The organism is Halorhodospira abdelmalekii, assembly GCF_016583625.1.
In the GTDB taxonomy this organism is placed as follows: domain Bacteria; phylum Pseudomonadota; class Gammaproteobacteria; order Nitrococcales; family Halorhodospiraceae; genus Halorhodospira; species Halorhodospira abdelmalekii.
The window spans coordinates 1-24,621 of sequence record NZ_NRRN01000043.1 but is presented as its reverse complement, the minus strand read 5'-3'; the positions used below and the strand labels follow the sequence as shown (position 1 = coordinate 24,621).

General features: G+C 61.2%; 23 protein-coding genes and 1 pseudogene. 12 read left to right on the top strand and 12 right to left on the bottom strand.

All coding sequences use genetic code 11. The features are described 5' to 3' along the window. Together CKO15_RS10520 and CKO15_RS10515 are read right to left on the bottom strand one after the other, a co-directional pair. Window positions 1–715, bottom strand: a 715-nt coding sequence (locus CKO15_RS10520) for an Rpn family recombination-promoting nuclease/putative transposase (RefSeq protein ID WP_200195951.1), incomplete at its 3' end; no start/stop codon positions are given. A gap of 68 nt (window positions 716–783) precedes the next feature. After that, window positions 784–1,406 (bottom strand): annotated as a pseudogene (locus CKO15_RS10515) (PD-(D/E)XK nuclease family transposase). A 374-nt stretch (window positions 1,407–1,780) separates the two neighbouring features. Between CKO15_RS10515 and CKO15_RS10510 the strand changes: the two are divergent. After that, window positions 1,781–2,242, top strand: a complete 462-nt coding sequence (locus CKO15_RS10510; RefSeq protein WP_200195942.1) for a transposase — start codon at window positions 1,781–1,783, stop codon at window positions 2,240–2,242. 28 nt (window positions 2,243–2,270) lie between these two features. Here CKO15_RS10510 and CKO15_RS10505 read toward each other — a convergent pair whose 3' ends face one another. Then, entirely contained in the window at window positions 2,271–3,170 is a 900-nt protein-coding gene (locus CKO15_RS10505; protein ID WP_200195940.1) for an Rpn family recombination-promoting nuclease/putative transposase, read from the bottom strand. Between the two features lie 375 nt (window positions 3,171–3,545). Between CKO15_RS10505 and CKO15_RS10500 the strand changes: the two genes are divergently transcribed. The 9 genes from CKO15_RS10500 to CKO15_RS10460 all read left to right on the top strand — a co-directional run bounded on the left by CKO15_RS10500 (window position 3,546) and on the right by CKO15_RS10460 (window position 11,729). Then, on the top strand, window positions 3,546–4,625 hold the full coding sequence (locus tag CKO15_RS10500; RefSeq protein WP_200195932.1) for a transposase: 1,080 nt from the start codon (window positions 3,546–3,548) through the stop codon (window positions 4,623–4,625). A gap of 572 nt (window positions 4,626–5,197) precedes the next feature. Then, window positions 5,198–5,635: a prepilin-type N-terminal cleavage/methylation domain-containing protein gene (locus CKO15_RS14405; RefSeq protein WP_200195930.1), complete on the top strand. Its 438-nt coding sequence runs from the start codon at window positions 5,198–5,200 to the stop codon at window positions 5,633–5,635. A gap of 16 nt (window positions 5,636–5,651) precedes the next feature. Next, the gene (locus CKO15_RS10490) at window positions 5,652–7,820 is read left to right on the top strand and encodes an O-antigen ligase family protein (protein ID WP_200195924.1); all 2,169 of its coding nucleotides are present in this window, start codon (window positions 5,652–5,654) and stop codon (window positions 7,818–7,820) included. A gap of 177 nt (window positions 7,821–7,997) precedes the next feature. After that, on the top strand, window positions 7,998–8,531 hold the full coding sequence (locus CKO15_RS14400) for a prepilin-type N-terminal cleavage/methylation domain-containing protein (RefSeq protein WP_200195917.1): 534 nt from the start codon (window positions 7,998–8,000) through the stop codon (window positions 8,529–8,531). A 37-nt stretch (window positions 8,532–8,568) separates the two neighbouring features. Continuing rightward, a complete protein-coding gene (locus CKO15_RS10480) occupies window positions 8,569–9,012 on the top strand; it encodes a hypothetical protein (protein WP_200195911.1) in 444 nt (147 codons plus the stop codon). A gap of 1 nt (window position 9,013) precedes the next feature. Further along, the gene (locus CKO15_RS10475; protein ID WP_200195909.1) at window positions 9,014–9,427 is read left to right on the top strand and encodes a hypothetical protein; all 414 of its coding nucleotides are present in this window, start codon (window positions 9,014–9,016) and stop codon (window positions 9,425–9,427) included. Window position 9,428: 1 nt separating this feature from the next. Continuing rightward, window positions 9,429–9,824 (top strand): type II secretion system protein, encoded by a 396-nt coding sequence (locus tag CKO15_RS10470; RefSeq protein ID WP_200195907.1) that lies wholly within the window; start codon window positions 9,429–9,431, stop codon window positions 9,822–9,824. A gap of 56 nt (window positions 9,825–9,880) precedes the next feature. Further along, window positions 9,881–10,780 (top strand): hypothetical protein, encoded by a 900-nt coding sequence (locus tag CKO15_RS10465; RefSeq protein WP_200195905.1) that lies wholly within the window; start codon window positions 9,881–9,883, stop codon window positions 10,778–10,780. A 478-nt stretch (window positions 10,781–11,258) separates the two neighbouring features. After that, window positions 11,259–11,729 carry a DUF1640 domain-containing protein gene (locus tag CKO15_RS10460; protein WP_200195903.1) on the top strand — a complete coding sequence of 157 codons (471 nt, stop codon included), beginning with the start codon at window positions 11,259–11,261 and terminating at the stop codon, window positions 11,727–11,729. Between the two features lie 17 nt (window positions 11,730–11,746). Here CKO15_RS10460 and CKO15_RS10455 read toward each other — a convergent pair whose 3' ends face one another. The 9 genes from CKO15_RS10455 to CKO15_RS10415 form a co-directional block, all read right to left on the bottom strand. Continuing rightward, window positions 11,747–12,220: a hypothetical protein gene (locus CKO15_RS10455; RefSeq protein WP_200195901.1), complete on the bottom strand. Its 474-nt coding sequence runs from the start codon at window positions 12,218–12,220 to the stop codon at window positions 11,747–11,749. A 126-nt stretch (window positions 12,221–12,346) separates the two neighbouring features. Beyond that, on the bottom strand, window positions 12,347–13,594 hold the full coding sequence (locus CKO15_RS10450) for a type II secretion system F family protein (protein ID WP_200195899.1): 1,248 nt from the start codon (window positions 13,592–13,594) through the stop codon (window positions 12,347–12,349). Between the two features lie 2 nt (window positions 13,595–13,596). After that, on the bottom strand, window positions 13,597–15,546 hold the full coding sequence (locus tag CKO15_RS10445; protein ID WP_200195897.1) for a GspE/PulE family protein: 1,950 nt from the start codon (window positions 15,544–15,546) through the stop codon (window positions 13,597–13,599). Window positions 15,547–15,669: 123 nt separating this feature from the next. Next, on the bottom strand, window positions 15,670–17,466 hold the full coding sequence (locus tag CKO15_RS10440; protein WP_200195895.1) for an Ig-like domain-containing protein: 1,797 nt from the start codon (window positions 17,464–17,466) through the stop codon (window positions 15,670–15,672). Window positions 17,467–17,579: 113 nt separating this feature from the next. Continuing rightward, a complete protein-coding gene (locus tag CKO15_RS10435) occupies window positions 17,580–18,182 on the bottom strand; it encodes an outer membrane beta-barrel protein (protein ID WP_200195893.1) in 603 nt (200 codons plus the stop codon). A gap of 205 nt (window positions 18,183–18,387) precedes the next feature. After that, entirely contained in the window at window positions 18,388–19,803 is a 1,416-nt protein-coding gene (gene glnA / locus CKO15_RS10430; RefSeq protein WP_200195891.1) for a glutamate--ammonia ligase, read from the bottom strand. 349 nt (window positions 19,804–20,152) lie between these two features. Continuing rightward, complete coding sequence (locus CKO15_RS10425; RefSeq protein WP_200195889.1) at window positions 20,153–20,428, bottom strand: HU family DNA-binding protein; 276 nt, start codon at window positions 20,426–20,428, stop codon at window positions 20,153–20,155. A 23-nt stretch (window positions 20,429–20,451) separates the two neighbouring features. Beyond that, window positions 20,452–21,018 carry a ribonuclease HI gene (gene rnhA / locus CKO15_RS10420; protein WP_200195887.1) on the bottom strand — a complete coding sequence of 189 codons (567 nt, stop codon included), beginning with the start codon at window positions 21,016–21,018 and terminating at the stop codon, window positions 20,452–20,454. Between the two features lie 31 nt (window positions 21,019–21,049). After that, a complete protein-coding gene (locus CKO15_RS10415) occupies window positions 21,050–21,790 on the bottom strand; it encodes a methyltransferase domain-containing protein (RefSeq protein ID WP_200195885.1) in 741 nt (246 codons plus the stop codon). A gap of 88 nt (window positions 21,791–21,878) precedes the next feature. Between CKO15_RS10415 and gloB the strand changes: the two genes are divergently transcribed. After that, window positions 21,879–22,649 carry a hydroxyacylglutathione hydrolase gene (gene gloB / locus CKO15_RS10410; protein WP_200195883.1) on the top strand — a complete coding sequence of 257 codons (771 nt, stop codon included), beginning with the start codon at window positions 21,879–21,881 and terminating at the stop codon, window positions 22,647–22,649. A gap of 133 nt (window positions 22,650–22,782) precedes the next feature. Then, the gene (locus CKO15_RS10405; RefSeq protein WP_338036047.1) at window positions 22,783–24,525 is read left to right on the top strand and encodes a lytic transglycosylase; all 1,743 of its coding nucleotides are present in this window, start codon (window positions 22,783–22,785) and stop codon (window positions 24,523–24,525) included. Window positions 24,526–24,621: the final 96 nt, after the last annotated feature.

Below are 24,621 nucleotides of genomic sequence, written 5' to 3'. Positions count from 1 at the left end.
GTCCCTCGCGCCTAGCTTCATTGAGTTGCGAGACCTCATCCCGCAGCGCCCGCTCGCGCACAAAGGCAAGGCGGCGCGCCTCCTCGTCGGCACTAAGCTCGCGGATACGACTCATGGCTCGCTTGACGGGCTCGTGGGCGATCTTGGCCATGGTGAACTCCTCCTTCCAGTGCGTAAAAAAGGTGACCCAGGCTCGTAGCGGACCGTCGGGCACCCCCAGCCGATCCGCTTTATTCAGTTCGATCAGGTTCATCTGCAGGATGTTCCCCAGCGTGATCTCAGGCTGGCGCTCATCACGCATCTCAAAGCGCCAGATCGCCTGCTCACGCTCAGACGCCGTCGCCGTGAACAAGTCAAAGTCGAGCAGGTGCAGCCCTACCGCAGCACGCAGCTCCTGATAATCTTCGCCGGCATTGAGCTGCACCCCCAGGGTACGAGCCAGATAGAAAAGGCCACGCTTGTGCCACGCACCGTAGCGCCGTACCTGAACCTCTACGTTGTAACAGTCGCCCTCCCGATCTCGGGCCAGCACATCAAGGATAATGTACTTGCCAGTCAGCTCACTCGGCTCAATACTGGGGTTCAACACCTCCACAGTGGCAATATCCGGCAGGTCCGGACGCAGGTCGTTGATCAAATCAACAAGCAAATCAGGCGCTTCAGCAAAAAGCCGCTTAAAGACGTAATCATTCGTCGGCGCGAGTAGTTGGCTCATGACGACATGTCCTGTCCCATCGTGCCGCTTCCACCCGGCGGCGGTACCGCTTCCACTCAGTATTGCTCCTACCCCTGCACCTCGGCACGCAGCTTCACAACATCCTCAGCGCTCAATCCCGTCGCTTCGGCAATCTGTTCATCGGTAAGCACGTTCAGGGAGATAAGGTTGCACGCAGTTTTTTCAGCGCGCAGCCGCTCACCCTCCTGCCGTCCCTCCTGCCGTCCCTCCTGCCGTCCCTCCTGCCGTCCCTCCTGCCGTCCCTCGCGCCTAGCTTCATTGAGTTGCGAGACCTCATCCCGCAGCGCCCGCTCGCGCACAAAGGCAAGGCGGCGCGCCTCCTCGTCGGCACTAAGCTCGCGGATACGACTCATGGCTCGCTTGACAGGCTCGTGGGCGATCTTGGCCATGGTGAACTCCTCCTTCCAGTGCGTAAAAAAGGTGACCCAGGCTCGTAGCGGACCGTCGGGCACCCCCAGCCGATCCGCTCCTGATCTCGAGCCAGCACATCAAGGATAATGTACTTGCCGGTCAGCTCACTCGGCTCAATACTGGGGTTCAACACCTCCACAGTGGCAATATCCGGCAGGTCCGGACGCAGGTCGTTGATCAAATCAACAAGCAAATCAGGCGCTTCAGCAAAAAGCCGCTTAAAGACGTAATCATTCGTCGGCGCGAGTAGTTGGCTCATGGCGTGTCGGCACAGCAAGTGATTGATGGAATTACCGGCTCCCGTCGGCAGCTTAGCACAGCAGCGATGGGGCAGATGCGCAGAACTTAGGCTCGCAATCAAAAGAGCGGGCCCCACCACGGAAAATCCGTGTGCCTTGCCGTTGAGCCTCGCCGAGGCCTGAATTAGACTGTTTACCGCTGTCGCAAGGTCGGACAGGGCGCAACTCAACGAACGCCTATCGCCCCACCAGCACGACACCAACGCAATGTGCCCCAAGGATTCGGCCACCGACACGATCGACACAGCGACTGCCGCCGGCTTTATTAGGCCACCGCCTGTCGATCACCCGGCCGGCTATACAGGCCACAGGCATCGGCTAGGGAGAGCCCAACATGCCCCGCCCTCGCTGTGAACAAATCTCCCTTGAGATCCCTTACTACCACATCGTCACGCGCTGTGTGCGCCGGAGCTTCCTCTGCGGTGAGGATCACGTCTCCGGCAAAAGCTACGAGCATCGGCGCCAGTGGGTCGAGGATCAGATCCGCCTGCTAAGCTCGATTTTCGCCATCGACGTCGCCACCTATGCGGTCATGTCGAATCACTGCCACATCGTCGTCAAGCTCAACCCGAGCCAGACTGAAGAGTGGTCCGATGATGAGGTGGTCGAGCGTTGGCGTGCCGTGTATAAAGGCGCTCCCGTGCTGCAGAAGCATCTGGCTGGCCAACAACTCGACGCCATTGAGGAGATCGAACTCGCCGAGTGGATTGAGACCTACCGGGAGAGAAAGGGGGAGTGCATGTCCCCCTTCCTACCTATTTGCCCTCTCTTGACTATGGGATTTTTTTGGGCGTAGCCTTGGAGGCTGGAGGGAGAGTGCCCCTTCAGCGCTCGGCACGCAGCTTCACGACATCCTCAGCGCTCAATCCCGTCGCTTCGGCAATCTGTTCATCAGTAAGCACGTTCAGGGAGATGAGGTTAAGCGCGGTTTTTTCAGCACGCAGCCGCTCACCCTTCTCGATACCGAGCCGCTCACCCTTCTCAATACCGAGCCGCTCACCCTCCTGCCGTCCCTCACGCCTAGCTTCATTGAGTTGCGAGACCTCATCCCGCAGCGCCCGCTCGCGCACAAAGGCAAGGCGGCGCGCCTCCTCGTCGGCACTGAGCTCGCGGATACGACTCATGGCTCGCTTGACAGGCTCGTGGGCAATCTTCGCCATGGTGAACTCCTCCTCCCAGTGCGTAAAAAAGGTGATCCAGGCCCGTAGCGGTCCGTCAGGCACCCCCAGCCGATCCGCTTTATTCAGTTCGATCAGGTTCATCTGCAGGATGTTCCCCAGCGTGATCTCAGGCTGGCGCTCATCACGCATCTCAAAGCGCCAGATCGCCTGCTCACGCTCGGACGCCGTCGCCGTGAACAAGTCAAAGTCGAGCAGGTGCAGCCCTACCGCAGCACGCAGCTCCTGATAATCTTCGCCGGCATTGAGCTGCACCCCCAGGGTACGAGCCAGATAGAAAAGGCCACGCTTGTGCCACGCACCGTAGCGCCGAACCTGAACCTCTACGTTGTAACAGTCGCCCTCCTGATCTCGAGCCAGCACATCAAGGATAATGTACTTGCCGGTCAGCTCACTCGGCTCAATACTGGGATTCAACACCTCCACAGTGGCAATATCCGGCAGGTCCGGACGCAGGTCGTTGATCAGATCAACAAGCAAATCAGGCGCTTCAGCAAAAAGCCGCTTAAAGACGTAATCATTCGTCGGCGCGAGTAGTTGGCTCATGGCGTGTCGGCACAGCAAGTGATTGATGGAACTACTGGCTCCCGTTGGCAGCTTAGCACAGCAGCGATGGGGCAAATGCGCAGAACTTAGGCTCGCGATCAAAAAGAGCGGGCCCCACCACGGAAAATCCGTACGCCTTGCCGTTGAGCCTCGCCGAGGCCTGAATTAGACTGTTTACCGCTGCCGCAAGGTCGGACAGGGCGCAACTCAACGAACGCCTATCGCCCCACCAGCACGACACCAACATAATGTGGCCCAAGGATTCGGCCACCGACACGATCGACTCAGCAACTGCCGCTGGCTTTATTAGGCCACCGCCTGTCGATCACCCAGCCGGCTGTACCGGCCACAGGCAACGGCTAAGGAGAGCCCAACATGCCCCGCCCTCGCTGTGAACAAATCTCCCTTGAGATCCCTTACTACCACATCGTCACGCGCTGTGTGCGCCGGAGCTTCCTCTGCGGTGAGGATCACGTCTCCGGCAAAAGCTACGAGCATCGGCGCCAGTGGGTCGAGGATCAGCTTCGTCTACTAAGCTCGATTTTCGCCATCGACATCGCCACCTATGCCGTCATGTCGAATCACTGCCACATCGTCGTCAAGCTCAACCCGAGCCAGACCGAGGCATGGTCCGATGAGGAGGTCATCGAGCGTTGGCGTGCCTTGTATAAAGGCGCTCCCGTGCTGCAGAAGCATCTGGCTGGCCAACAACTCGACGCCATTGAGGAGATCGAACTCGCCGAGTGGATCGAGACCTACCGGGAGCGGCTGGGCGACTTGAGCTGGTTTATGCGCCGCCTTAACGAGCCCATCGCCCGGCAGGCCAACAAGGAGGATGGCTGCACCGGCCACTTCTGGGAAGCACGATTCAAGTCGCAAGCCCTCTGCAGCGATGCCGCACTGCTCGCATGTATGGCGTACGTCGATCTTAATCCCGTGCGCGCCGCCATTGCCCCAACACCCGAGGAATCCGAGCACACCGGCCTGCGTGAACGCATCGAACCGCGCTTCGATCTGGATAAAGCGCTGCGAGAGCGATTCGATGCCGGCGTCGAGATCGCCGGATTGCTCTCCTGCTTACAGCTGCCTGCGCCCGTTAAACCGCTGCTGCCTTTTCGCGGTGCGGCAGCGACAGCGACAGCGACAGCGACAGCCGCCACCCTAGCCGACCTGCCCTGCTCCTTCGAGGAGTATTTGGCGCTCGTCGATCACACCGGCCGCGCCATCAACCCCAAAAAACGCGGCGCCATCGCCCAAAGCGCCCCACCAATCTTACAACGACTTGGACTCGCTAACGAGCAGTGGCTCGAACGGGCTACGCGCTTTGAAACGCTCTATCGTCGAAAGGGCCGGGACCATCTGAGCGCAACGTACAACCGTACTCTTACCGACAGGAGCAACAACGGCGGCGACGGCACTACTGCCAGGGGGCAGACGTCGCGCGGACCTGGTTGAAGCTGCTCGGCGGCGCGGCTAGCACACATTGCCTTGCCGCCACCGACTCGAACCAGCGCCGCTTTAACGCATCATCCGCTTCGGGACTTCCTTCAGCAGTCTCCTGAAACGGGCCGCTGTGCCCAAGAGCCCAGCCTCTCCTCTATTGCCGACCGCAGAAAGACCAACACCAAGCCAAAATCTCGCTGAAACCGACAGGAAGGCGGGAAAACTGCTTGCTCAAGACCGGGGTTATTGAGATAACGCAAACCCAACGCGCCGTTTTACATAACATCCATTATGCGAAGTAGAAGGAGGAGGAAGGGGAGAAAGGGGAGTGCATGTCCCCCTTCCTTCCTTGTCCCCCTTCCTTCCTTGCATGTCCCCCTTCCTCTTCCTCCCTCGTGCTGCTTTCACCCCCCCCATTTTCCCTCTCTTGACTATGGGATTGTTTTGGGCGTAGCCTTGGAGGTCGGAAGGAGAGTGCATGTCCCCATCCTCTCCCCTTCTCGTTGGAGGCTGGAGGGAGAGTGCATGCCCCCATCCTTCCCATTCTTTTCCTTTCCACCCCCCGGAACTGGAGACAAATCAAGATGAACAGAATCCCACGCCAGCAGAGCGGTTTCACCCTCATCGAGCTGGTCATCGTCCTGCTGATCCTCGGCGTCCTCGCCGCTGTGGCCCTGCCGCAGTTCATGGACCTGACCGAGGACGCCGAGCGTGCAGCGGTGAACTCGCAGGCCAATGCGTTGAGCTCGGCGAACACGATTAACTACGCGACTTCGCGGTTGAGGGATAGCGGCTACGTTGACATAAGTACAAACAATACTTGCGCGGGTGTTGAAATCTCGCACCTTGTCGATGGCTGGGAGGATGATGGTCGCTTCGAGGTAGTTAACTACACTGGTAGTGCCGTTTCTCAGTTCGGGAGTCATACTACTGAACCCGGCCATACCGGTTACTGCGTGGTTAGATTGTCAGCCAACGAGAACATCTCAGCCCGCTTTGCGCTGACTGTGACAACTAATTGAGAACTAGCGGCACCCCATGACCCCCACCTCCCCGGCCAATCCTCTCCCAAAACAACCCCGGCCGGGGAGGTGGGGTAGCGCCCGCCTGGTACCGGCACCACCGACACCACTGCCGCCGCTGCTCTTTACCCTCCTGCTGCTTCTGCTCCTCCTACTCATCGGCGCATCAGCACTCATCGACCAAGCCAACGTCGAGCGGCAGTTTACCCTGGCAGCGGCGATGGCCGGCGCAGTCGTCGCCGCAGCGCTGCTGGCGGCGGCGTGGCCAGCCGACGGCGCGCGGGTGCCGCTCGGCCCGCTCGCCCTGCTGCTGCTCCTCTTCTGGGGATGGAGTGCTACAGCCCTGGGCTGGGCCGTTGTCCCCTACCTCGCCCACTACGAACTGCTGGCAGTCACCACAGCCCTTTTCGCCTTTGCAGTCTGGCGAAGTGTTGCCGGTAGCCCAAACGACCCGCAGCAGCACGCCCTCTACCCCCTGGGTGGCTTTCTGATCGCTGCTGGACTGGTAATGGCTGGTGCGATGCTCTACCAGTACTTCAGCGGCGTTTTACCCCGCGGCCTCTTCTACAACCCGAACTCCGCAGCCGGCGTAGTCAACATGCTGTGGCCCGCTGCCGCCGCTGCCTGGCTCTACTACGCCGCCCAAGCAGACCACGACCGCACCCGGCGCAGCTACCACCACCTGCTACTACTCGCCCTCTTCGTAATGCTCGTGGCAGCGACCATATTTGGCAGCCGCGCCGCCCTGATTGCCAGCGTTACCGCGATGCTCACCCTTTGCGCTGCCGCCGCCTACGCGCTGCGCCCGCCGCGATCAGCACTGCTGACCGTAGCGGGAGTGATGGTTGCTGCCCTGCTGTGCGTTCAGACAGCCAACCACTTCGACCTCGGCCCTGGGCGCGACATGGCCGATCGGGTGACCGGTCTTGCGATGAGTCCAGCGAGCAATCAATCGGTCCGCTTGGCTTTGTGGAGCAGTTCGCTTGAACTGATTGATGAGGCACCGTTGCTCGGCAGCGGTCCCGGCTCCTTCTGGCTCACCTACCCGGCCATCCGCAGCGATGCAGATCGATCAGCCGGTTTTTTCGTTCACAACGACTACCTACAGATCTGGGTCGAACGCGGCTTTTGGGGGTTTGCCGTTGTGCTCGCCCTGCTGGCCGCCACCGCGCTACTCTTTTGGCGCACCCTGCGCGCGGCCCGCTGCGGCGCCCTCCCGCCCGGCGCTGCGACCGCTGCAATCGCCGCCTTTGCCGGAGTGCTGACCGTAGCCGTTCACGCCCTTTTCAGCTATCCGCTCCACCTTGCCGCCTTCATGATTCCAGTCGCCCTGCTACTCGCCGAACTGGAACGGCTGGCACCCCAGCGGCCACTGTTGACCCTCCGCCTGCCATCGCTGCGCCGCCCGCTGCCGGCGATTGGTGCCGTCGCCCTCGCGGCACTGCTGATGATGCCGGCGCTCTTGATGGCGCTGGGCGAGCGCACTACCGAGCGCGGCCGCGAGGCGATGGCGGCTGGCGACTACGAAAGCGCTGATATCGCCTTTAATACAGCGCGCCAGCGCTGGCCGTGGTTCGATGCCCCGTGGCTCTATCAGGCCGATCTCTACCGTTTACTGCTGCACGGCCTGACGGAGGATGAGGCCATAGATGCAGGGGCAAGCGGAAGTGCAAGCATCGGGAATAGTGAAAACAACGGCAGCGTAGTGGCGATCAACGACGGCTCGCTGGCGATGGCGACCGGTGAAGCAGACGCCGCCCGCCGTGAACTGTTGACCGCCGCCTTTACCCTGCTGGATGGGGCCGAGGCGCGTAACCCACTTCGCCCCCAACTCGACCTCCTGCGCGGTCGCCTGCTGCGCGATCACAGCGATCTTGTCGACGGCGATCCACAAGCCGCCTTCGCCCGCGCTCTCGCCCTTGACCCGCGTGATGTACCGACGCGCCTCGCTTACGCTGCTTATCTAGCGCGGAGTATCGACGATCACGCGGCAGCGATTGCGCTGGTTGAGGAGGGTCTGAAACGGCACTACGTCGATCGCAACGACCCGATCCGGCTACTAGCTGCCAAGGTCAGCCTCTACGAGGAAAAAGGCGATGTGGCAGCGGCTGCGACAGCACGGGCGGAGATGGAGGCCCGGTTAGAGGCACTGCTGCCGCAAGAGGCGGTGCCGCAGCGGAGATAGAAGAAGCGGCGACAATCGAGCCAAACGAGCAGTACCGCCTTTTACCTCTTGGATTGCTTTTGAACACCTGAGGAAATAGAGCGCCCTCGCGGCCAACCGCGTGCCGGGCTACCCAGAGTGGCGTCCCGGGAGAATCCGTGGTAGCTTTATCCCTAACGGGGACAGGGGAAGGGAATCGTGAAAAAAAACAGCTTCTTACGCAAACAGCAGCACGGCTTTACGCTTATCGAACTTGTAATCGTACTGCTTATTCTCGGTGTGCTGACGGCCGTTGCGGCACCAAAGTTGCTTGACATGGTTCGTGGCGCGGAGGAGGTTTCGCTCGACTACCAAGCCAAACAGTTGATAAACAACAACTTTATAAACATCGCGCGCTGCGCATCGGGACACAGCAATTGCGTGGATATCGAAGGAACCGGCCCTGAAGCGTGTGAAACGGCGTTGGACGAATTTTTACCTGGAGTAGAACGCAGCCGTTATGGAGTTGCCAATATCTCAAGCGCAGTGCCTCGCGAAGATTGGCGCACTCCAGAAAACTGGGGGAGTGCCCGTGGTGATAGCGATGCATGGGACGCCATCAACCAGGATGACGGAAGCGTACCGTGGGCCCTCTACTGGGTCGATCGTTTTTTGGGAGAGAGCGAACCTTCGGCGAGTTGGGAGGAAAACTGGGACCGACGCCAACCGTGTGTTATCTATTTGAGACAATAATCTCAGACAGTCGGCATCAATGCGCAAAGAGCTAGGATTGACCTTACTGGAACTCATCTTGGTCCTAGTGATTTCAGGGACTCTAGCCGCTATAGCCGTACCGAAAACAGTCGGTTTCTTCAGCGCGCTCGATGAACAAAAAATCGCTGACCAGCTGATCAGCGACCTGCGCCAAGCCCGCTCAATGGCGCAGGCTTGTGCTGGTGTGAAGGTGCGGGTGGAAATCACTGCCGACAGTTGGAGCGCGCGCACCGTACCTCTTGCTTCTGGTGCCCCTGACGACGACCCGGAATGTGGGCACACAATAACCAGTGCCGATAGAGATCGGCAGAAAAGGGAACTCTCCATTGACGGCTCTTCCACCACCTTCCATTTTCTATATCCAAAGGGAAGCGTGGAAGAGGAAAACACCATTATCATCAAGATCAGCGGCGCTCCACGGATTCGCGTCACAGAATCCGGACGGATAGAGCGGCTATAAAATGCATTTAAAAACAGCCCAAACCGGTGCCACTTTCATAGAACTCATTGTCGCCATTGTAGTCATCGGAGTTGTGACGGTAGGCTTCTCGGCAGCTTTGATCAACAGTTTTCAACTCATGGCCCAGCATTCCTACGACCCTGAAGAGTGGCTGCATGAAGCCAGATCCTGCGCGGAGCGGATAATAAAGGAGTATGGAGCCGGTATAGATGGAGAGGTTTTCGATTGCAATACCGATGCCGGTGAAAATTCCGAAACCATAGCTTCATCTGTATCTGCTCATTGCAAACCAGAAAGCCTTAAACTCGCCGTCACTATTAGCAACGACAACGACTACTGTAAAATTGCCATCAGCGACAACAGTGAGAGCATTGTCCCTATAATTTTGCATATACCTATATCGTCGCCAAATTAAAATGACTAACCGAACCACCAAGACCGGGACCGGCCCCACACGAAAAAACGCTCGCGGCTTTACGCTGATAGAGCTAGTCGTCGTCCTTATCATACTCGGAATCATCGCTGCGCTCGCCGCCCGCCCTGCTGCCAACCTCCTGGAAGCGTGGCTTATGATGAGCGAAACGGACACTGAGCGGGCCGACGTGCATCACGTTCTGGAGATGGTGGCTCGTAAAGTCCGCTCTGGTCAAGAGATTTCGGGTCAGGAAATTTGCAACGCAGGCAGCACGGGCAGCGCAAAAATAGAGAACATAACGATAACTTTCAAACGAGAAGATGAGTTGTGCACCATAACCGCAAGCAGCGAATCTCCATCTTATAAAAAAAGCACAAGCATCCTGATCCGCCGATAATTCAAACCACCAGCCACTTCCGGCTTCGCCTCGCTCGCGCACACGGAAACACTACCATGGCGACTAAATCACAACCAAACAAGCAGAAGCAGCAAGGCTCAATACTGATTCTTGCCATCTTCCTGATCGTATTGGCCGCTGCTGCCTCCGCAGCCATCACCCATATTGCGGCCTCATCGGTGCAGGCCACCTCTATCCGCGTCGACTCGGAGCGCGCATTTTACGCGGCAGAGAGTGCGCGTTTGATGTCTGCTAAATTTAACGCAAGCTCAACCTCAGCATACTTTGAGCTTGCCCCCGATCTTCATGCCTGCATGATCGCGCCCAATACCGACCCAAACGAGCCCGATACCGATCCTCCTTGCGGAGTAGCCAATGCTTGTGGGGAAAACGAAAATATGTACATCGGTTGGGTTGGCACCAATGCCACTTCCTGGAACCCAGCCCGCGCCAGGCATGCGCTTTGTGCGGATAGGGGGGCTCCAGGGGCTCCAGGGGGCAGCGGCAATAGTTGGGAGGATATTGAAGATTGGGAGCAAGATTTTTCGGAAAGTGCGCCGCCTGGGTGGGAGTATATTACTGGAGCCTGGGGAACTCATTCCAATCTCCAAAAAATCATCGTCCCAGGAGGAAATCACCCAAACTCGGCAACACACTTTCACGGCGATTACGTTAATGAACGTTTTTTAGTCATTGACGGGAATTTTGACTACGGCGGCAACTTGAACCAAGTGCATGCACAGGTCTGCGTCAGAGGTAATATTCAAAACATACACAAGCACAGTCAGTTTTCGAACGCATGCTACATGGGAAGCAATAATTCAGGAGAAAATTTGCATGATCCCGACGGAATAAATATGCAGCCTTGCGGGCTTGATGGATGTGCAGGTTTTTTTGGCAGCGGCAGCAACGGCGTCAACGGTGCTACCGCAACTTGGAGCTACGCCGATTTTTAATTACATCCACTCACCGCCTCACCAAACCGGTGGTGATCATCGTTCGGTCTACTTGCCGCTACAGCACTTCGCCCCACCTCCAACCGACTGATATGTAATGCTGCACCGAATTTTAGCCGGATTTTTCTCATAGTTTTGGACGAAGGGATGATCAAAGCCCAGAATTGTGACCGTATCAAACAGTTCACACACGGGGAGGTGCACCATGACCAAAGAGCAGGCCGCTGCATCACCCGCCCCCCCCTCGCTCGCAGCTGCACAGCGCTGCCCGGTTGCCAGTTGCCACCCAGTTGCCGCAAACTCAACCGTATAGAATGTATAAAATCTGCCACCACCCCGTTTTACCACGCACCACAGCACTACGCCATCGTCCCGGAGTGAACCGCGGAGTGAACCGCCTCACGGCCGTCCCCGCATGGTACAATTTTTTTTCCGGCTGAACGAAACGCACCGTCGCCGACCCTTGGAGCCCGTCGCCATGACCTCGGCAGTCGCCTTCTACGAAGCGTTAACCTCTGCCCCCGATGACCGCGCCCGGGCACGGGTAATCGCAGAGGCGTTTGAACGCCTTGAGGATCGCTACCCGCACCTGCCCGACCTCGCCACTCAGGCCCACCTGCGCGAGAGCGAACTGCGGCTGCAGAAGGAGATCGAACAGATCCGCGCCGATTTGCGCGGGACCGAGCTGCGGCTGCAGAAGGAGATCGAACAGATCCGCGCCGAGCTCAAATCCGATACCGAGCAGCTTCGCGCCGAACTCAAGTCCGATACCGAGCAGCTTCGCGCCGAGCTCAAATCCGATACCGAGCAGCTTCGCGCCGAGTTGAAGCTCGACATTGAGCAGTTGCGTACCGAGGTGGTGCGGATCAAAGCCGATCTGCTCAAGTGGCTGGTGCCGCTGTTGCTCGGTCAAGCCGCGCTGATTGTAACACTCGTTAAATTGCTCTAAGGATTCAGCCCGCCCACTCACTCCCGCCACCGATACGGCACCACCGGCTCGGCACTGACACCGCCCCGCCCCGTCGGCTCTAACTGCCACTCAATTCGCTCTGGCCCACCACCACGCACTCCACCTACGAGCTGGCGCGGATAGAGCGGGCGATAGAGAATGGCCCGCCGCTCCTCGACGTACAGCCAACCGCCCGGCGGAAGTTCGACCGCCGCCGCCGGATAGTTCGCCACCGCACCATAGTACTCCTCCAGCGGCTCATCCAACCACTCGAAGGGATTGCTAGAGGCAACCAGTTCCACTACCGCCGGTCCAGCATCGACGCGCCGGGTAGCAATCTGCATATTCGCCGCCATCTCCAACGCAGAGAGATTGGCTGCAACGGTGTACCGCTCAACGGTGGCCGACAGCGAGTGGTAGACTGTCGTATAGCCGATAGCAAGCGCTGCAAAGATGAGTGCCGCTACGCCGTATTCGAATCGTTTCCGCACCGATTAGACGCTCCTGCTGCCGTCCCGCCACACCGCACCGTAACCGACTCGCCGAACACCGACACCACACTTGCAACCCCGCGCTGCGAACACTCAACACCCTCGCCCCCCCTTCCCATCAAGAGCCTACAACGCCGCCTGCCCCATTTGCCACATCGGCATAAAGATACCGAGCGCCAATAACAAGACCAACACCCCGATAAAACCAACGACGACCGGTTCAATATAGGAAGAGATGCTATCGAGATCGGCGGCCACCTCCCGTTCGTAGAACTCCGCGACCTCGTCCATCATATCGGAGATCTGCCCCGTCTCCTCGCCCACCGCCAGCATCTGTAGCACCAAAGCGGTGAAGAGCCCGGTCTCGCGCGCTACTTGGTGCAGCCCCTCGCCGCTGCCGATTCCCTCACGCATCTGCTCAATGCCGCGACTCACGTGGGCGTTGTCGGTCGTCGCAGCAACGGAACTGAGCGCCTGCAGGACCGGTACGCCGGAGCGCAGCGCCATCGAGAGCGTCCGTGCAAATCGGGCCAGCAGCGCCCGAAGCAGAATACCGCCGATGACCGGAATGCGCAGCTTGCCCCGATCCCAGCGTATGCGGCCATCGGGGGTGGCGATATAGGTTCGCACCGCCACCCCCACTGCACCGATACTTAGCAGCATCACAAACCAGTACTCGGCGGTGAAGTTAGAGGTGGCAATCAAACCACGGGTAATCAGCGGCAAATCGGCATCAAAGCGCTCGAAGACACTCGTAAAGGCGGGAATAACATAAATATTGATCACTACAATCGCCAACACGATGACCGCCAATACGATCTTCGGATAGCGCAGCGCCTGCTTAACCTGCATGCGCGTTTTGTGTTCCTGCTCCAAGTTCGCCGCCATGCGCAGCAGCGACTCTTCCAAGCGGCCCGAGTCTTCGCCGACGCGGACCATGGCGACGAGCAGCCCGGGGAAGACATCGGGACTGGCCGCCATCGCATCCCCTAGCGAGTAGCCGCCCTCCAGACGCTCCACGACTTCATAAATGGCGCGCTGCAGTTTGACGTTGCGGGTATTCTCCGCCAACCCATTGAGCGCCCGAATGATTGGCACTCCGGCCTTGATCAAGGCATAGAGCTGACGGATGAAGAGCAGCAGATCGTCGATCTTAACCGCCCGCTCCAGAAAGCGGCGGCGCAACGCCTCCATCCCCTGCGCACCACCCCCACGTGCACCGCCCCCACCACCGGCCGCCGCTGGGCGTAGCGTGGTTGGTGTCACCCCGCGGCCGAACAGCTCATCGATGGCCGCGGCCTCCGAGGCCGCATCCAGCACGCCGCTGGTCTCGGCACCACTGCGGTCACGCCCGCGATACTCAAAGCGCGGCATCGCTAATCACGACTCTCTAAGCGCAGACCGGTCGATGGCGGTGCCGTTCCGGTCGTCGGCGCAATAGCGTGACCAGCGGGGCGCTCGCCCGCCTCCGCCGCGCCGCTGCTGCTACTCACACCAGCACCGCTGCCCGCGCCACTTGGAGCAGCACCGTCCGGACCGGTACCACTCGCATCGGTACCACCTGAGCCACCTGAACCACCTGAACCACCTGGCCCCCCTGAGCCACCCGGATCAAACGGCACGGCTTCAACCTCACCAATCACCCGGAAGACCTCATCGAGGGTCGTCATCCCCTCGCGCGCGTAGTCGAGCGCCGAGTAGAGCATCGGTCGGTAGTGGGGATCGCGCTCACACGCTTGCGCAAAGGCCGACTGATCGGCACGCCGCAGCGCATCGACCGCCGCCGGCGTCGGTAGCAGCATCTCAAAGAGACCGATACGACCGCTGTAGCCGGTGTGGTTGCAGTTTTGGCAGCCGCTGCCGCGGTAGAGTTGGAGATCGTTCACTGCCGCCTCACCCAACACCCCTTGCAACCACGCCCGCTGCTGCGGCTCGGGGGCGTGCGGTTTGCGGCAGACGGTACAGATCCGCCGTAGCAGGCGCTGGGCGATGATGGCGCGCAGTGCGGCGGCGAGCATGTACGACTCGACCTGCATATCGAGGAGGCGGTTGACGGTGGCAATCGAGTCGTTGGTGTGCAGCGTCGAGAAGACCAGGTGGCCGGTCACCGCCGCCCGCAAGCCGATCTGTGCCGTCTCTTCATCGCGCATCTCACCGATCATGATGATGTCGGGATCTTGCCGCAGAATGGTGCGCAGCACGCGGGCAAAGGTCAGCCCGATCTCTTCGCGCGCCTGCACCTGGTTGATGCGCGAGACACGATACTCGACCGGGTCTTCGACGGTGATGATCTTGACCCCGGCAGTATTGATTTCGCTCAGCGCCGCATAGAGCGTCGTCGATTTACCGGAGCCGGTCGGACCGGTGACAAGGATCAGCCCATTAGGGCTTGTTAGCAGCTTGCGGAAGCGCTCGATAAAGGGCTTGGGCATGCCAACCTGATCGAGGGAGTTAACCGCGTTAGAGTGGTCAAGCAGGCGCATCACCACCGCCTCGCCTTGCTGCACCGGCATGGTGGCCAGACGCACGTCGATGCTGCGCCCCTTCACGCGCACCTGAAAACGGCCATCTTGCGGTAGACGACGTTCGGAGATATTCAGCCCACACATCAATTTAAGACGGGAGACGAGGGCCGAGAGGATATTCTTCTGCGGCACTACTTGCTCTTGCAGCACCCCGTCGACCCGCAGGCGGATGCGCAGTGCCCGCTCGTCGGGTTCGATGTGGATATCGGAGGCACCGACCTGGACGGCGTCCTCGAAGATCGACTGCAGCAGACGGACGACCGGCGCCCCCGACTGATCCTCGCCGACCGGTAGCGTCGAGAGGTCGATATCGTCCTCACGACCGAGTTCCTCACCGAGTTCTTCGGCGAGGCTGCTGATCTCGGCGGTGCGCCGGTAGACCGTATCGAGCGTCCGCATCAAGCTGTCTTCGCGACAGATGGCGATATCGATCGGTTTATCAAGGACCCGGGCGATCTCGTCGTGGGCGAAGAGGTCGCTCGGGTCGGCCAGCGCAACGAGGTAGCCGCGCTCGTTCTCGTCCAACAGCACAGCGCGGAAGCGACGCGCCAATGTCTCAGGGAGCTTCGCGGCAATCTGTGGGTCGACGCGGTAGGTGTAAGGGTCGACCTTGGCGACGTTGAGCTGCCCGGAGAGCAGATCGATCATCTGATCTTCGGAGATCATCCCGAGCTCAATCAGCTGTCGACCGAGCTTACGGCCGCTCTTCTTCTGTGCGGCAAGGGCTTGGTCAAGCTGCTCTTGGGTGATTAACTTCTGCTCAATCAGCAAATCGCCGATGCGGATCTTTTTTCGCAGCATTGATGCAGTGAGTCTCCGGTTCTTTCGGTTCTGGGCCTTATGTCCTGGATTCTGGGTAGGCGTCGATGCAGCTCAGGCTTATGCGTTGCGCATGTGAGCGTTGCGATGAGGCGTGTCGCTCACCTAAGGCACGATGGTAAAGGAGCGCTGACGCACCCGGCTATCGGGGGCGGTGATGACCAGTTCAGCCATCGTCTCGTCACCGGTGCCACCCAACGTGAACGTATGCTCGAAGGGCTCTGTGCTCCCGCCCCCGACCTCCACGGAACTGGCGCCGATGAGTCTAAAGGGTGTATGGCCAGAGTGGCGCGGAGATTCTAGGTTCAGTGCCACCGACGTGCCGACGGGGGGAGCGTTGCCGTTTATATCTTGGACCGTGACAGTAATGGCACGGCCTCTGGTGCTGACATCCCATTCGGTCCAATTAAATTCTCCGGCAGTAACTTCGAGTTCCGATGAGGACATCACGATCACTGTATTGTAGCCGATCGGCGCAAAGCGCTCCCCGCAACGCGCGCTACCCTCACAGAGAAGCCCGTCGAAAAATCCCGATGGTGGCGTATAACGACCGTTTTCGTTAAAGTCAAAAAAGAAGCCGTCGATGCCCGGATCGTACGCTCTGTTCTCGTTATCGTCGCGGAACGGCTCACCAGTATCGAGCCAACCGCAACTCCCGGAGTCGCCAGCCCCGCCACGGTAGTCTTCCCACTCCTCGCGGGAACACCCCCCGAAACCGGCCTCTACGGTGCCAAAGCGGCCATCGCCGGTGCGGTCGATGAAGCTCTCCTCGCCGATGGCGTAGACCAAAATTGAGACACGCCCTCGGCGCTCCTCGCTGCCAAAGACCGGGCGTGGATTTTGACTCGTCCACGTCACTGAACAGGTGCCGTGGACCGTTTGGCAACTCGGCTCAATGCGCCCGCCCTCGGCAGAGAAGGAGATCGTCGTACCGTCAATTACTGGGTGAGAGAATCGATCACGGGCACGAGCCGTTACCGTCACCTCGGTGCCATCGACCTCCCAGGCGTGTGGGTTTCGCACATCGACGGAGATCGATAGGCCCTGTTCCTCGGGAATACCGGTACTGATCCACAACTGCTCCGATTGTCCGTAGAGATCGCTCTCCGTTTGGCCATGGCGCTCAAGACTGGCAACGCGGGCCTGAACTCGCACCGGTGTCGCTACGGAACCCGACTGCACAGTTGTGCTTGCCAATCCGTTGGCATCGGTGCGGTCGCTGGCAATAAGTAGCCGTGTTCCGCCAACCGTGGTACTCAGCGTAAACTCTACCTCTCGCCCCTCAATCGGCTCTCGATCACGATCGGTCAATCGGAAGGTGACCCGCGCGGTCTGAGGCTGCAAGCCAGCCATCCCCTTCAGCGAGAGGTGGTGAGGGTCAGCCTCGACAAAACTCAAAGAACCAGCCACCCTTGGCAAAACCGTCAATTCGGCCTCAGCACTAATTTCACCGTGGTCCGGATGCTCAAGGGTGAATTCGAGCCGATCGCTGCCGACGCAGCCGTCTGCCTGATAGGTAGCTCCCACATCGCCGCTGACAAAGGTAACTGGCGAAACCACCTCGGCCCTTTCATCCTCCAGGCATGGCGAGGTAAGACGCCCCTGCCACTGCCCCTCTTCGGTGATCGGCTCGCCTTCTGCATCAATCAATCGCGCACTGACGCCGACCCGCGCCCCGTAGGCAATCGTATCGAGATCAAGCTGAAGCTGACCGTCGTGGAAGTGACCCTCGTCATCGACACTACCTAACCGTGGTAACACCCCCTCGCCATCGGCCTCTCCTGCTCCCTGCGCGCTCGTGCTCAAGCCGTCCGTATCGTCGAAGCAGCCCGCCAACAGAAGAGCCGCACCAAACCCCGCAACCACCACGAGCACCAGCAGCGACCTCGCAGCACCTGCCATGCCGGTGCTCATACCGGCGTTGCCGGCCATCACTTGCGGCGGAGAAAGTCCCTTTTTGCAGCTAGCGTGTGCAATGACAGACATTGTTGGGGGGAGACCTATTCAGCGACCGACTAGAAAACCCCGATCACGCCGAAACCAATTGCGTGGAGGCGGTGGTCACGCTCAGCGTCGTGTTCGTCGAAGTACTCGATATACTCAGCATTCAAGCCGATGCGGCGGGTGATATAGAGATCGACTCCGACCCCCCGCGAGAAGCCTTTCTCGCTCACCGTCTCCGGCAAATGGTCCAGCTCTTCAGCGAAGCGGAGTGTCAGTTCGCTGCGCGTATAGCCGACGACGATATAGAGAGAGGCCCAGTCGCCGATGACTGGCAGGTGACCACGGCCGTAGAGGCCGTAAAAAGTGCCGAGTTCAACGTCAACCTCATCGCCCTCGCCCTCACTGAGACCGGTCCCGAGACGCGCCTCAATAGAGAGAAAGCGGTTGGCGTGAGCGCCAGCGCGGAGTAGAACGGCATTCGGATCGGCGTCACCGACCCACTCGCCGCCCGGGCGGATGCGATACTCGTTGGTACTGGCTTGCAGACCGATGTAGCCGTGGTGGTCGAGGTCTAAATGGCCCCACCCTCCAGCAGTAACTTCCCCCGATCCCATAGCAGCGGCCGCTGCGAACGCAGCAACGAGGACGCTCTGCTGACGATTTACTCTGCCCACATCTGCACATCCGTCTCGGTACGCCGGCCACACGCGCTGCGCGCGCAGCAGTCAGCGCTGCCCCACCACTGCCCCGCTGCGGAGTATAGCAGCTATTGCGGTACGTCGCGCTGGCCCGCCCGGGTAAGATCACAAAAGGAGTGCAAAAGGAGTGGGGACGGATTGGAAATCCGCCCCCATACGCGCCGCGGTCCCGTCAGGTTCCTCAGACGCTGTAGTACATATCGAACTCGACCGGGTGGGTGGTCATGCGCAGCTGCGTGACCTCCTCCATCTTCAGTTCGATGTAGGCGTCGATCAGATCATCCGACATGACGTTGCCCTGCTTGAGGAACTCGCGGTCTTGGTCGAGCGCCTCAAGCGCCTGATCGAGCTGGAAGGCGACCTTCGGGATGTCCTTCTCCTCTTCCGGCGGCAGGTCGTAGAGGTCTTTGTCCATCGCCTCGCCGGGGTGGATCTTGTTGCGGATGCCGTCGAGGCCGGCCATCAGCATAGCGACGAAGGAGAAGTAGGGGTTGCCGGTCGAGTCGGGGAAACGCACCTCGATCCGCCGCCCCTTCGGGTTGGAGACGTAGGGAACCCGAATCGAGGCGGAACGGTTGCGCGCTGAGTAGGCGAGCAGGACGGGGGCCTCGAAGCCGGGGACCAGACGCTTGTAGCTGTTGGTCGAGGCGTTGGCGAAGGCGTTGATCGCCTGGGCGTGCTTGAGAATACCGCCGATGTAGTAGAGCGCTTCATCGGAGAGCCCGGCGTAGCCATCGCCGCTGAAGATGTTTTTGCCGCCTTTGGCGATCGACTGGTGGACGTGCATGCCGTTGCCGTTGTCGCCGACGAGCGGCTTGGGCATGAAGGTGGCCGTCTTGCCGTAGGCGTGGGCGACGTTCTTGACGCAGTATTTGAGGATCTGCAGTTCATCGGCACGGCGCACGAGGGTGTTGGCGGCGGTGCCGATCTCGCACTGACCGCCGGTGGCGACCTCGTGGTGGTGGACCTCGGTGCGCAGGCCCATCTCTTCCATGGCCAGACACATGGCGCCGCGGATGTTGTGCAGCGAGTCGACCGGCGGCACCGGGAAGTAGCCGCCCTTCACGCCGGGGCGGTGGCCGATGTTGCCGTCTTTGTAGACGCGCTCGGAGTTCCAGCCGGCCTCTTGCGAGTCGATCTCGTAGAAGGCCCCGCCCATGCTCGCGCCCCAGCGCACATCGTCAAGGACGAAGAACTCGGGCTCCGGCCCGAAGAGGGCGGTGTCACCGATGCCGGTCGAGGCGAGGTAGGCCTCGGCGCGCTTCGCCGCCGAACGCGGATCGCGCTCATAGCCTTGCAGCGTGCTCGGCTCAAGGATATCGCAGACGAGGTTCAGGGTCGGCTCGTCGGTGAAGGGATCGAGGACCGCCGTCGAAGCCTCCGGCAGCATGATCATGTCGGACTCTTGAATCCCCTTCCAGCCCTCGATCGAGGAGCCGTCGAACATCTTGCCGTCCTCGAACAACCCCTCATCGACCTGATTGACCGGGAGGGTAACGTGCATCTCCTTGCCGCGGGTGTCGGTGAAGCGCAGGTCGACGAACTTAACGCCCTGCTCTTGGATCATCTTGACGACGTCTTGGGCCGTTGTTGCCATGGGGCGGCACCTCCGAATTGGCGAATAGTAGGCGAATGGTCGATTTAGCATCCCCGCACAGTGCCGGGGCTCAAGTCACCTTTTGCAATAGCTATGCCATTTCGTCGAGGCGGCCCCACTGCGCCCCATTCCCGCGCCGCTGTGCCTCACTTGCGCCCCATTTTGGGGAGCTCGCGGCGTCGGTGCGCCAACCCGAGCAGGGCTCGAGCAGGGCTCGGCTATCGCCCGGCCCCCGCATTTTCGCACCATAGTGGTGCATGCTCTCGAGGCGCGCACTCTTTCGGTGCGGCACACGCCGACAGACGACTGCCAGCCACGCCACAGCCAGCCACACCGTACGACACCGCACTCAATGATCGACCGCGCGCTTTAACCCCGCCCCCACCCGGAAGCGGACGTTCAGACCGGCCGGGATATCGATAAGTGCGCCGCTCTGCGGATTGCGCACTTGGCGCACCGGTCGTGCGACCAACGCAAACCGTCCGAAGCCGAGGATCGAGACATCTTCACCGCTGGCCAGGGTCTCCTCGATGCCGCTGAAGACGGCATTGACCGCCGCTGCCGCATCGCGCTGGGCCAGCCCGGTCTCTTTCGCCACCTTCTTCGCAAGCTCCGTCTTATTCACATCCTACCTCTCTCTTCTCTTGTTCAGTGTGGCCCAGCCGCCGTATCGAGTTCGTCGACGCCGCGATTGGCCAGGGCGTCGGCCCGCTCGTTATCCGTATCGCCGGAGTGGCCGCGCACCCAGCGCCACTCGACCTGATGGTGCCGGGTCAGTTCGTCGAGCTGCTGCCAGAGATCTTGGTTTTTGACCGGCTTACGGGCTGCGGTGCGCCAGCCGCGGCGCTTCCAGGCGGCCATCCATTCGGTAATCCCGCGACGCAGATACTCCGAGTCGGTCGTCACCACCACTCGGCAGGGACGCCTGAGCGCCTCCAAGGCACGAATCGCGGCAGTCAACTCCATGCGGTTGTTGGTCGTCTGCCGCTCGCCGCCCCAAAACTCACGCTCGCGCACACGCCGCTCAGGCCGTTCGCCGCCCGACTCGTCGCGCTGCGCTGTGGCCTCATAGCGCAGCAACACCCCCCAGCCTCCTGGGCCGGGATTGCCCCGGCAGGCGCCGTCGGTGAAGGCGAAGACCTCCGGCCAGGCGGTGCTGGGTCCAGTCGCGTGTTCGTTCGCGTGTTCGTTCGCGTGTTCAGTCGCCGTGGCCATACCCACCGCTCCTCTCTGGTTAGCTGAGTGCTCAGCGCGGCGACGCTACACCGGCGGCGCGGCGCCCCCAGAGCTCGCGCGCACTGCCCACAGCGCCTAACCGCGCCGGCTCGCGCCGATCGGCGACTGTCAACTGGACCGCCGCCGTGACCCGCCCGAGGCGGCCACTGACGGTCTCCCAGCGCTCCAGGCGGGCGCGCAACCGCTGCTGCTCGACCGGCAACCGGTAACAGGAGAAGCGCACCTCGATCTCGCCAAACCCCAAGCGCCGCAGCCGCACAGCGATCCCCGAGGCCGACCACTGCCGCCCGCACCACGGCGGCTCGCCTCCGGACCAGTCGCCGTAGAGACGCACTGCCCCCCACAGACTCAAGGGGTTAAAGCTGAGCACCAGCAGCCGTCCCTCCGGGCGCAAAAGCCGCTGGACCTGCTGCAACAAGAGCTGCGGCTCGTCGCAGAGCTCTAGCAGGTGGACCAGGACCACCCCGGAGAGTGAGGCACTGCGAAAGGGCAACTGCTCTAGATCGACGATAAGATCGGCCTCAGCGCAGCCCGGTATCGTCAGCGCCCGCCACGGCCGGACCGTAGACGGTAACGCGAGCGCACCAGGGAGGGGACCGAGGATAAGCAGATCGCCCCCGAGCAGGGCGCCACACGCTTCACTCAATGCCCGCCGCTCGGCTTCGGCAACGCTCTGACCCAGCGGGGTGCGATACCACGCCTGCAACTGTTGCAGCGACCGCCCGCCCGCCCCTCTCCCACTCTGTGCCATTTGACAACAGCCCTCAAAGCGGTAGATTAAATGGGAATCTACTTTAAGTGTTTGCGTCAACCCTTTGAGCAGTGTAGGATCCTGCGCCATGAACAGCGCATTTCCACAGCCCGTGCTGAGCGACAATTATGCCTGGATTGCGCCGGCGAGTAAGCAGGCGCGCGTCTTTGTTGTAGACCCCGGCGAGGCCGGACCGGTCGTCGCCCGACTGGAGCAAACGGACTGCACGGTGGCGGCGATTGTACTCACTCACCACCACCCTGACCACACCGGGGGTGCCGCTGAGCTCGCAGAGCGCTATCGAGCGCCGGTCTACGGTCCCGCCAATGAGACCATTGCCGCGGTCGATCATCCGGTCGGCGACGGCGACCGGATCGAACTCGACGGGCTCGGCACCGTGGAGGTGCTTGGCGTCCCGGGGCACACCGCCGGTCACCTCGCCTACCTATGGCGCGGGCTGCTCTTTAGCGGGGATAGCCTCTTTGCCGGCTGCTGCGGGCGTCTCTTCGAGGGGAGCGCGGCGCAGATGCACGCCTCGCTGCAGCGCCTCGCGGCGTTGCCGGAGGCTACACAGCTCTGTTGCGGGCACGAGTACACCGTCAAGAATCTGGAGTTCGCCTGTCGCATCGAGCCGGACAATGCCCGTTTGCAGGCGCGTCTAGCGCACGCCCGCGAGCTGCGCTCACAGGGACAGCCGACGCTGCCGGCGACACTCGGCGAGGAGCTCGCGACCAATCCCTTTCTGCGCACCGAACGGGCCGAGGTGGTAGCCGCCGCGCGGCAGTGGGCCGGCGACCCGAACATCAGCGCCGGGGTCGAGACCTTCGCGGCGTTGCGCCGCTGGAAAGACCAAGCCTGAGCTGAGCGGCTGAACACGAACAGCGGCTGAACACGAACATAAGCCACGACCATAAGCAAAGACAAAGACCAGAACAGCAAAACCGGAACAGCGAGACCGGAACAGCGCGATTAACCGAGGGGGAGCGCATACCGTGGGGATCAATTGGAGAGTTCTCGGTTTCACGCTGCTGGGCGCCACCGCGACAGCGAGCCTTGGCGGCTGTGCCACTTTGGGCGCGCACGGCAGCAGCTCGACGGCGGCGGAGCAAAAGGGTACCGAGGAGCGCGCGCATGCCGAGTGGATCGAGGCGCTCGATCGCGATGCGCTCGCCGCCGCACTGGGCGATGCGGGAGACCCCGGAGCTCGTGTCGGGGTAACGGCGCGGCAAGCACAGAACGACATTGATCAACCCATAGACTTCACCGCCGCCCTCCCTGGCGATCCCGACGCTCGCCCCGACGATCTCTGGGAGCGGATTCGCCACGGCTTCGCCTTGCCAGAGCTCGATAACCGGCGCATCCGTGAGCAACGGCAGATCTTCACCGGCCGCGAGGCCTTTTTTAACGCACTGGCACAACGCGCCGAGCCGTATCTCTACCACATCGTTGAGGAGATCGAGCAGCGCGACATGCCAACGGAGCTGGTCGCCCTAGCCATCGTCGAGAGCGCCTTTCGTCCCTTCGCCTATTCGCACGGCCAAGCTGCAGGGATCTGGCAGTTCATCCCGAGCACTGGCCAGGCCTTTGGCCTGGAGATGACCTACTGGTACGACGGCCGCCGCGATTGGGTAGCCGCCACCACCGCCGCGCTCGACTACCTGGAGTCGCTGGCCGAGATGTTCGACGGCGACTGGCTGCTGGCCATGGCCGCTTACAACGCCGGACAAGGCACTGTGCGGGCGGCACAGCGGCGGGCTGCGAACGCTGGCCAGGAGACCGATTACTGGAGCCTGCGCTTGCCAGCCGAGACGATGGCCTATGTGCCGCGAATCTTGGCCCTCCGCGACATCTTAGAGCGCCCGCAGACCTATCGTGTCAGCCTGCCGACGATCCCGAACGAGCCGCATATCCGCATCGTCGATGTCGGCCGGCAGATCGACCTCGGCTTAGCCGCGGAGCTGGCTGACCTGTCGATGGAAACGCTCTATACCCTCAACCCCGGCTACAACCGCTGGGCGACCGCACCCGACGGCCCGCACCGACTCGTGCTGCCCAAGGAGAACGCCGAGCGCTTCGAGGAGGCGCTGGCCGAGAAGGATCCGGACGACTTCGTCGAGTGGCGCCGCCATGAGGTGAGCTCCGGTGAGACCCTGAGCCACATCGCCCGCCAGTACAACGTCAGTGTCGATCTGGTGCGCCAGATCAACGATCTTAACGGCGATATGCTGCGCGCTGGTGATCACCTCTATGTGCCGACCTCCAGCCGCCCCGAGGGGGAGTACGCGCTCAGTGCCGCCAACCGCCTGCAACGCCTGCAGCAGCGCAACCGCACCGGACAGCGCCGCGAGCACGTCGTACAGAGCGGTGAGACGTTTTGGGGGATCGCCCGGCGGTACAACGTCGGCGTCCGCGAGCTCGCCGCATGGAACGGCATGGCCCCAGGCGACACTCTGCGCCCCCAGCAGACGTTGGTGGTTTGGGTCAGCGGGGCCAGCGGCAGCGGCGGGCTCGTTCAAGCCAGCAGTGGCGCCGGCGGCAACCAGCCGAACGAGCGGCTGCAAGCGGTCACCTACACCGTGCGCAGCGGCGACTCGCTCGCCCGCATCGCGCAGCGCTTCAATGTCAGCGTGCGCGACATCAAGCGCTGGAACAACGTCTCCGCCGAGCGCTACCTGCAGCCGGGGGAGCGGTTGCAGTTGAAGGTCGATGTCACGCGTCAGAGCAGCAACATTTAAGCGGGGAAAGCGGGGAAAGCGGGGAAAGCGGGGAAAAAAGAATGCCGACGGGGACGCCGGCGTTCCCAGGGGCGGGCGCTACCAAGGAGTGCCGGC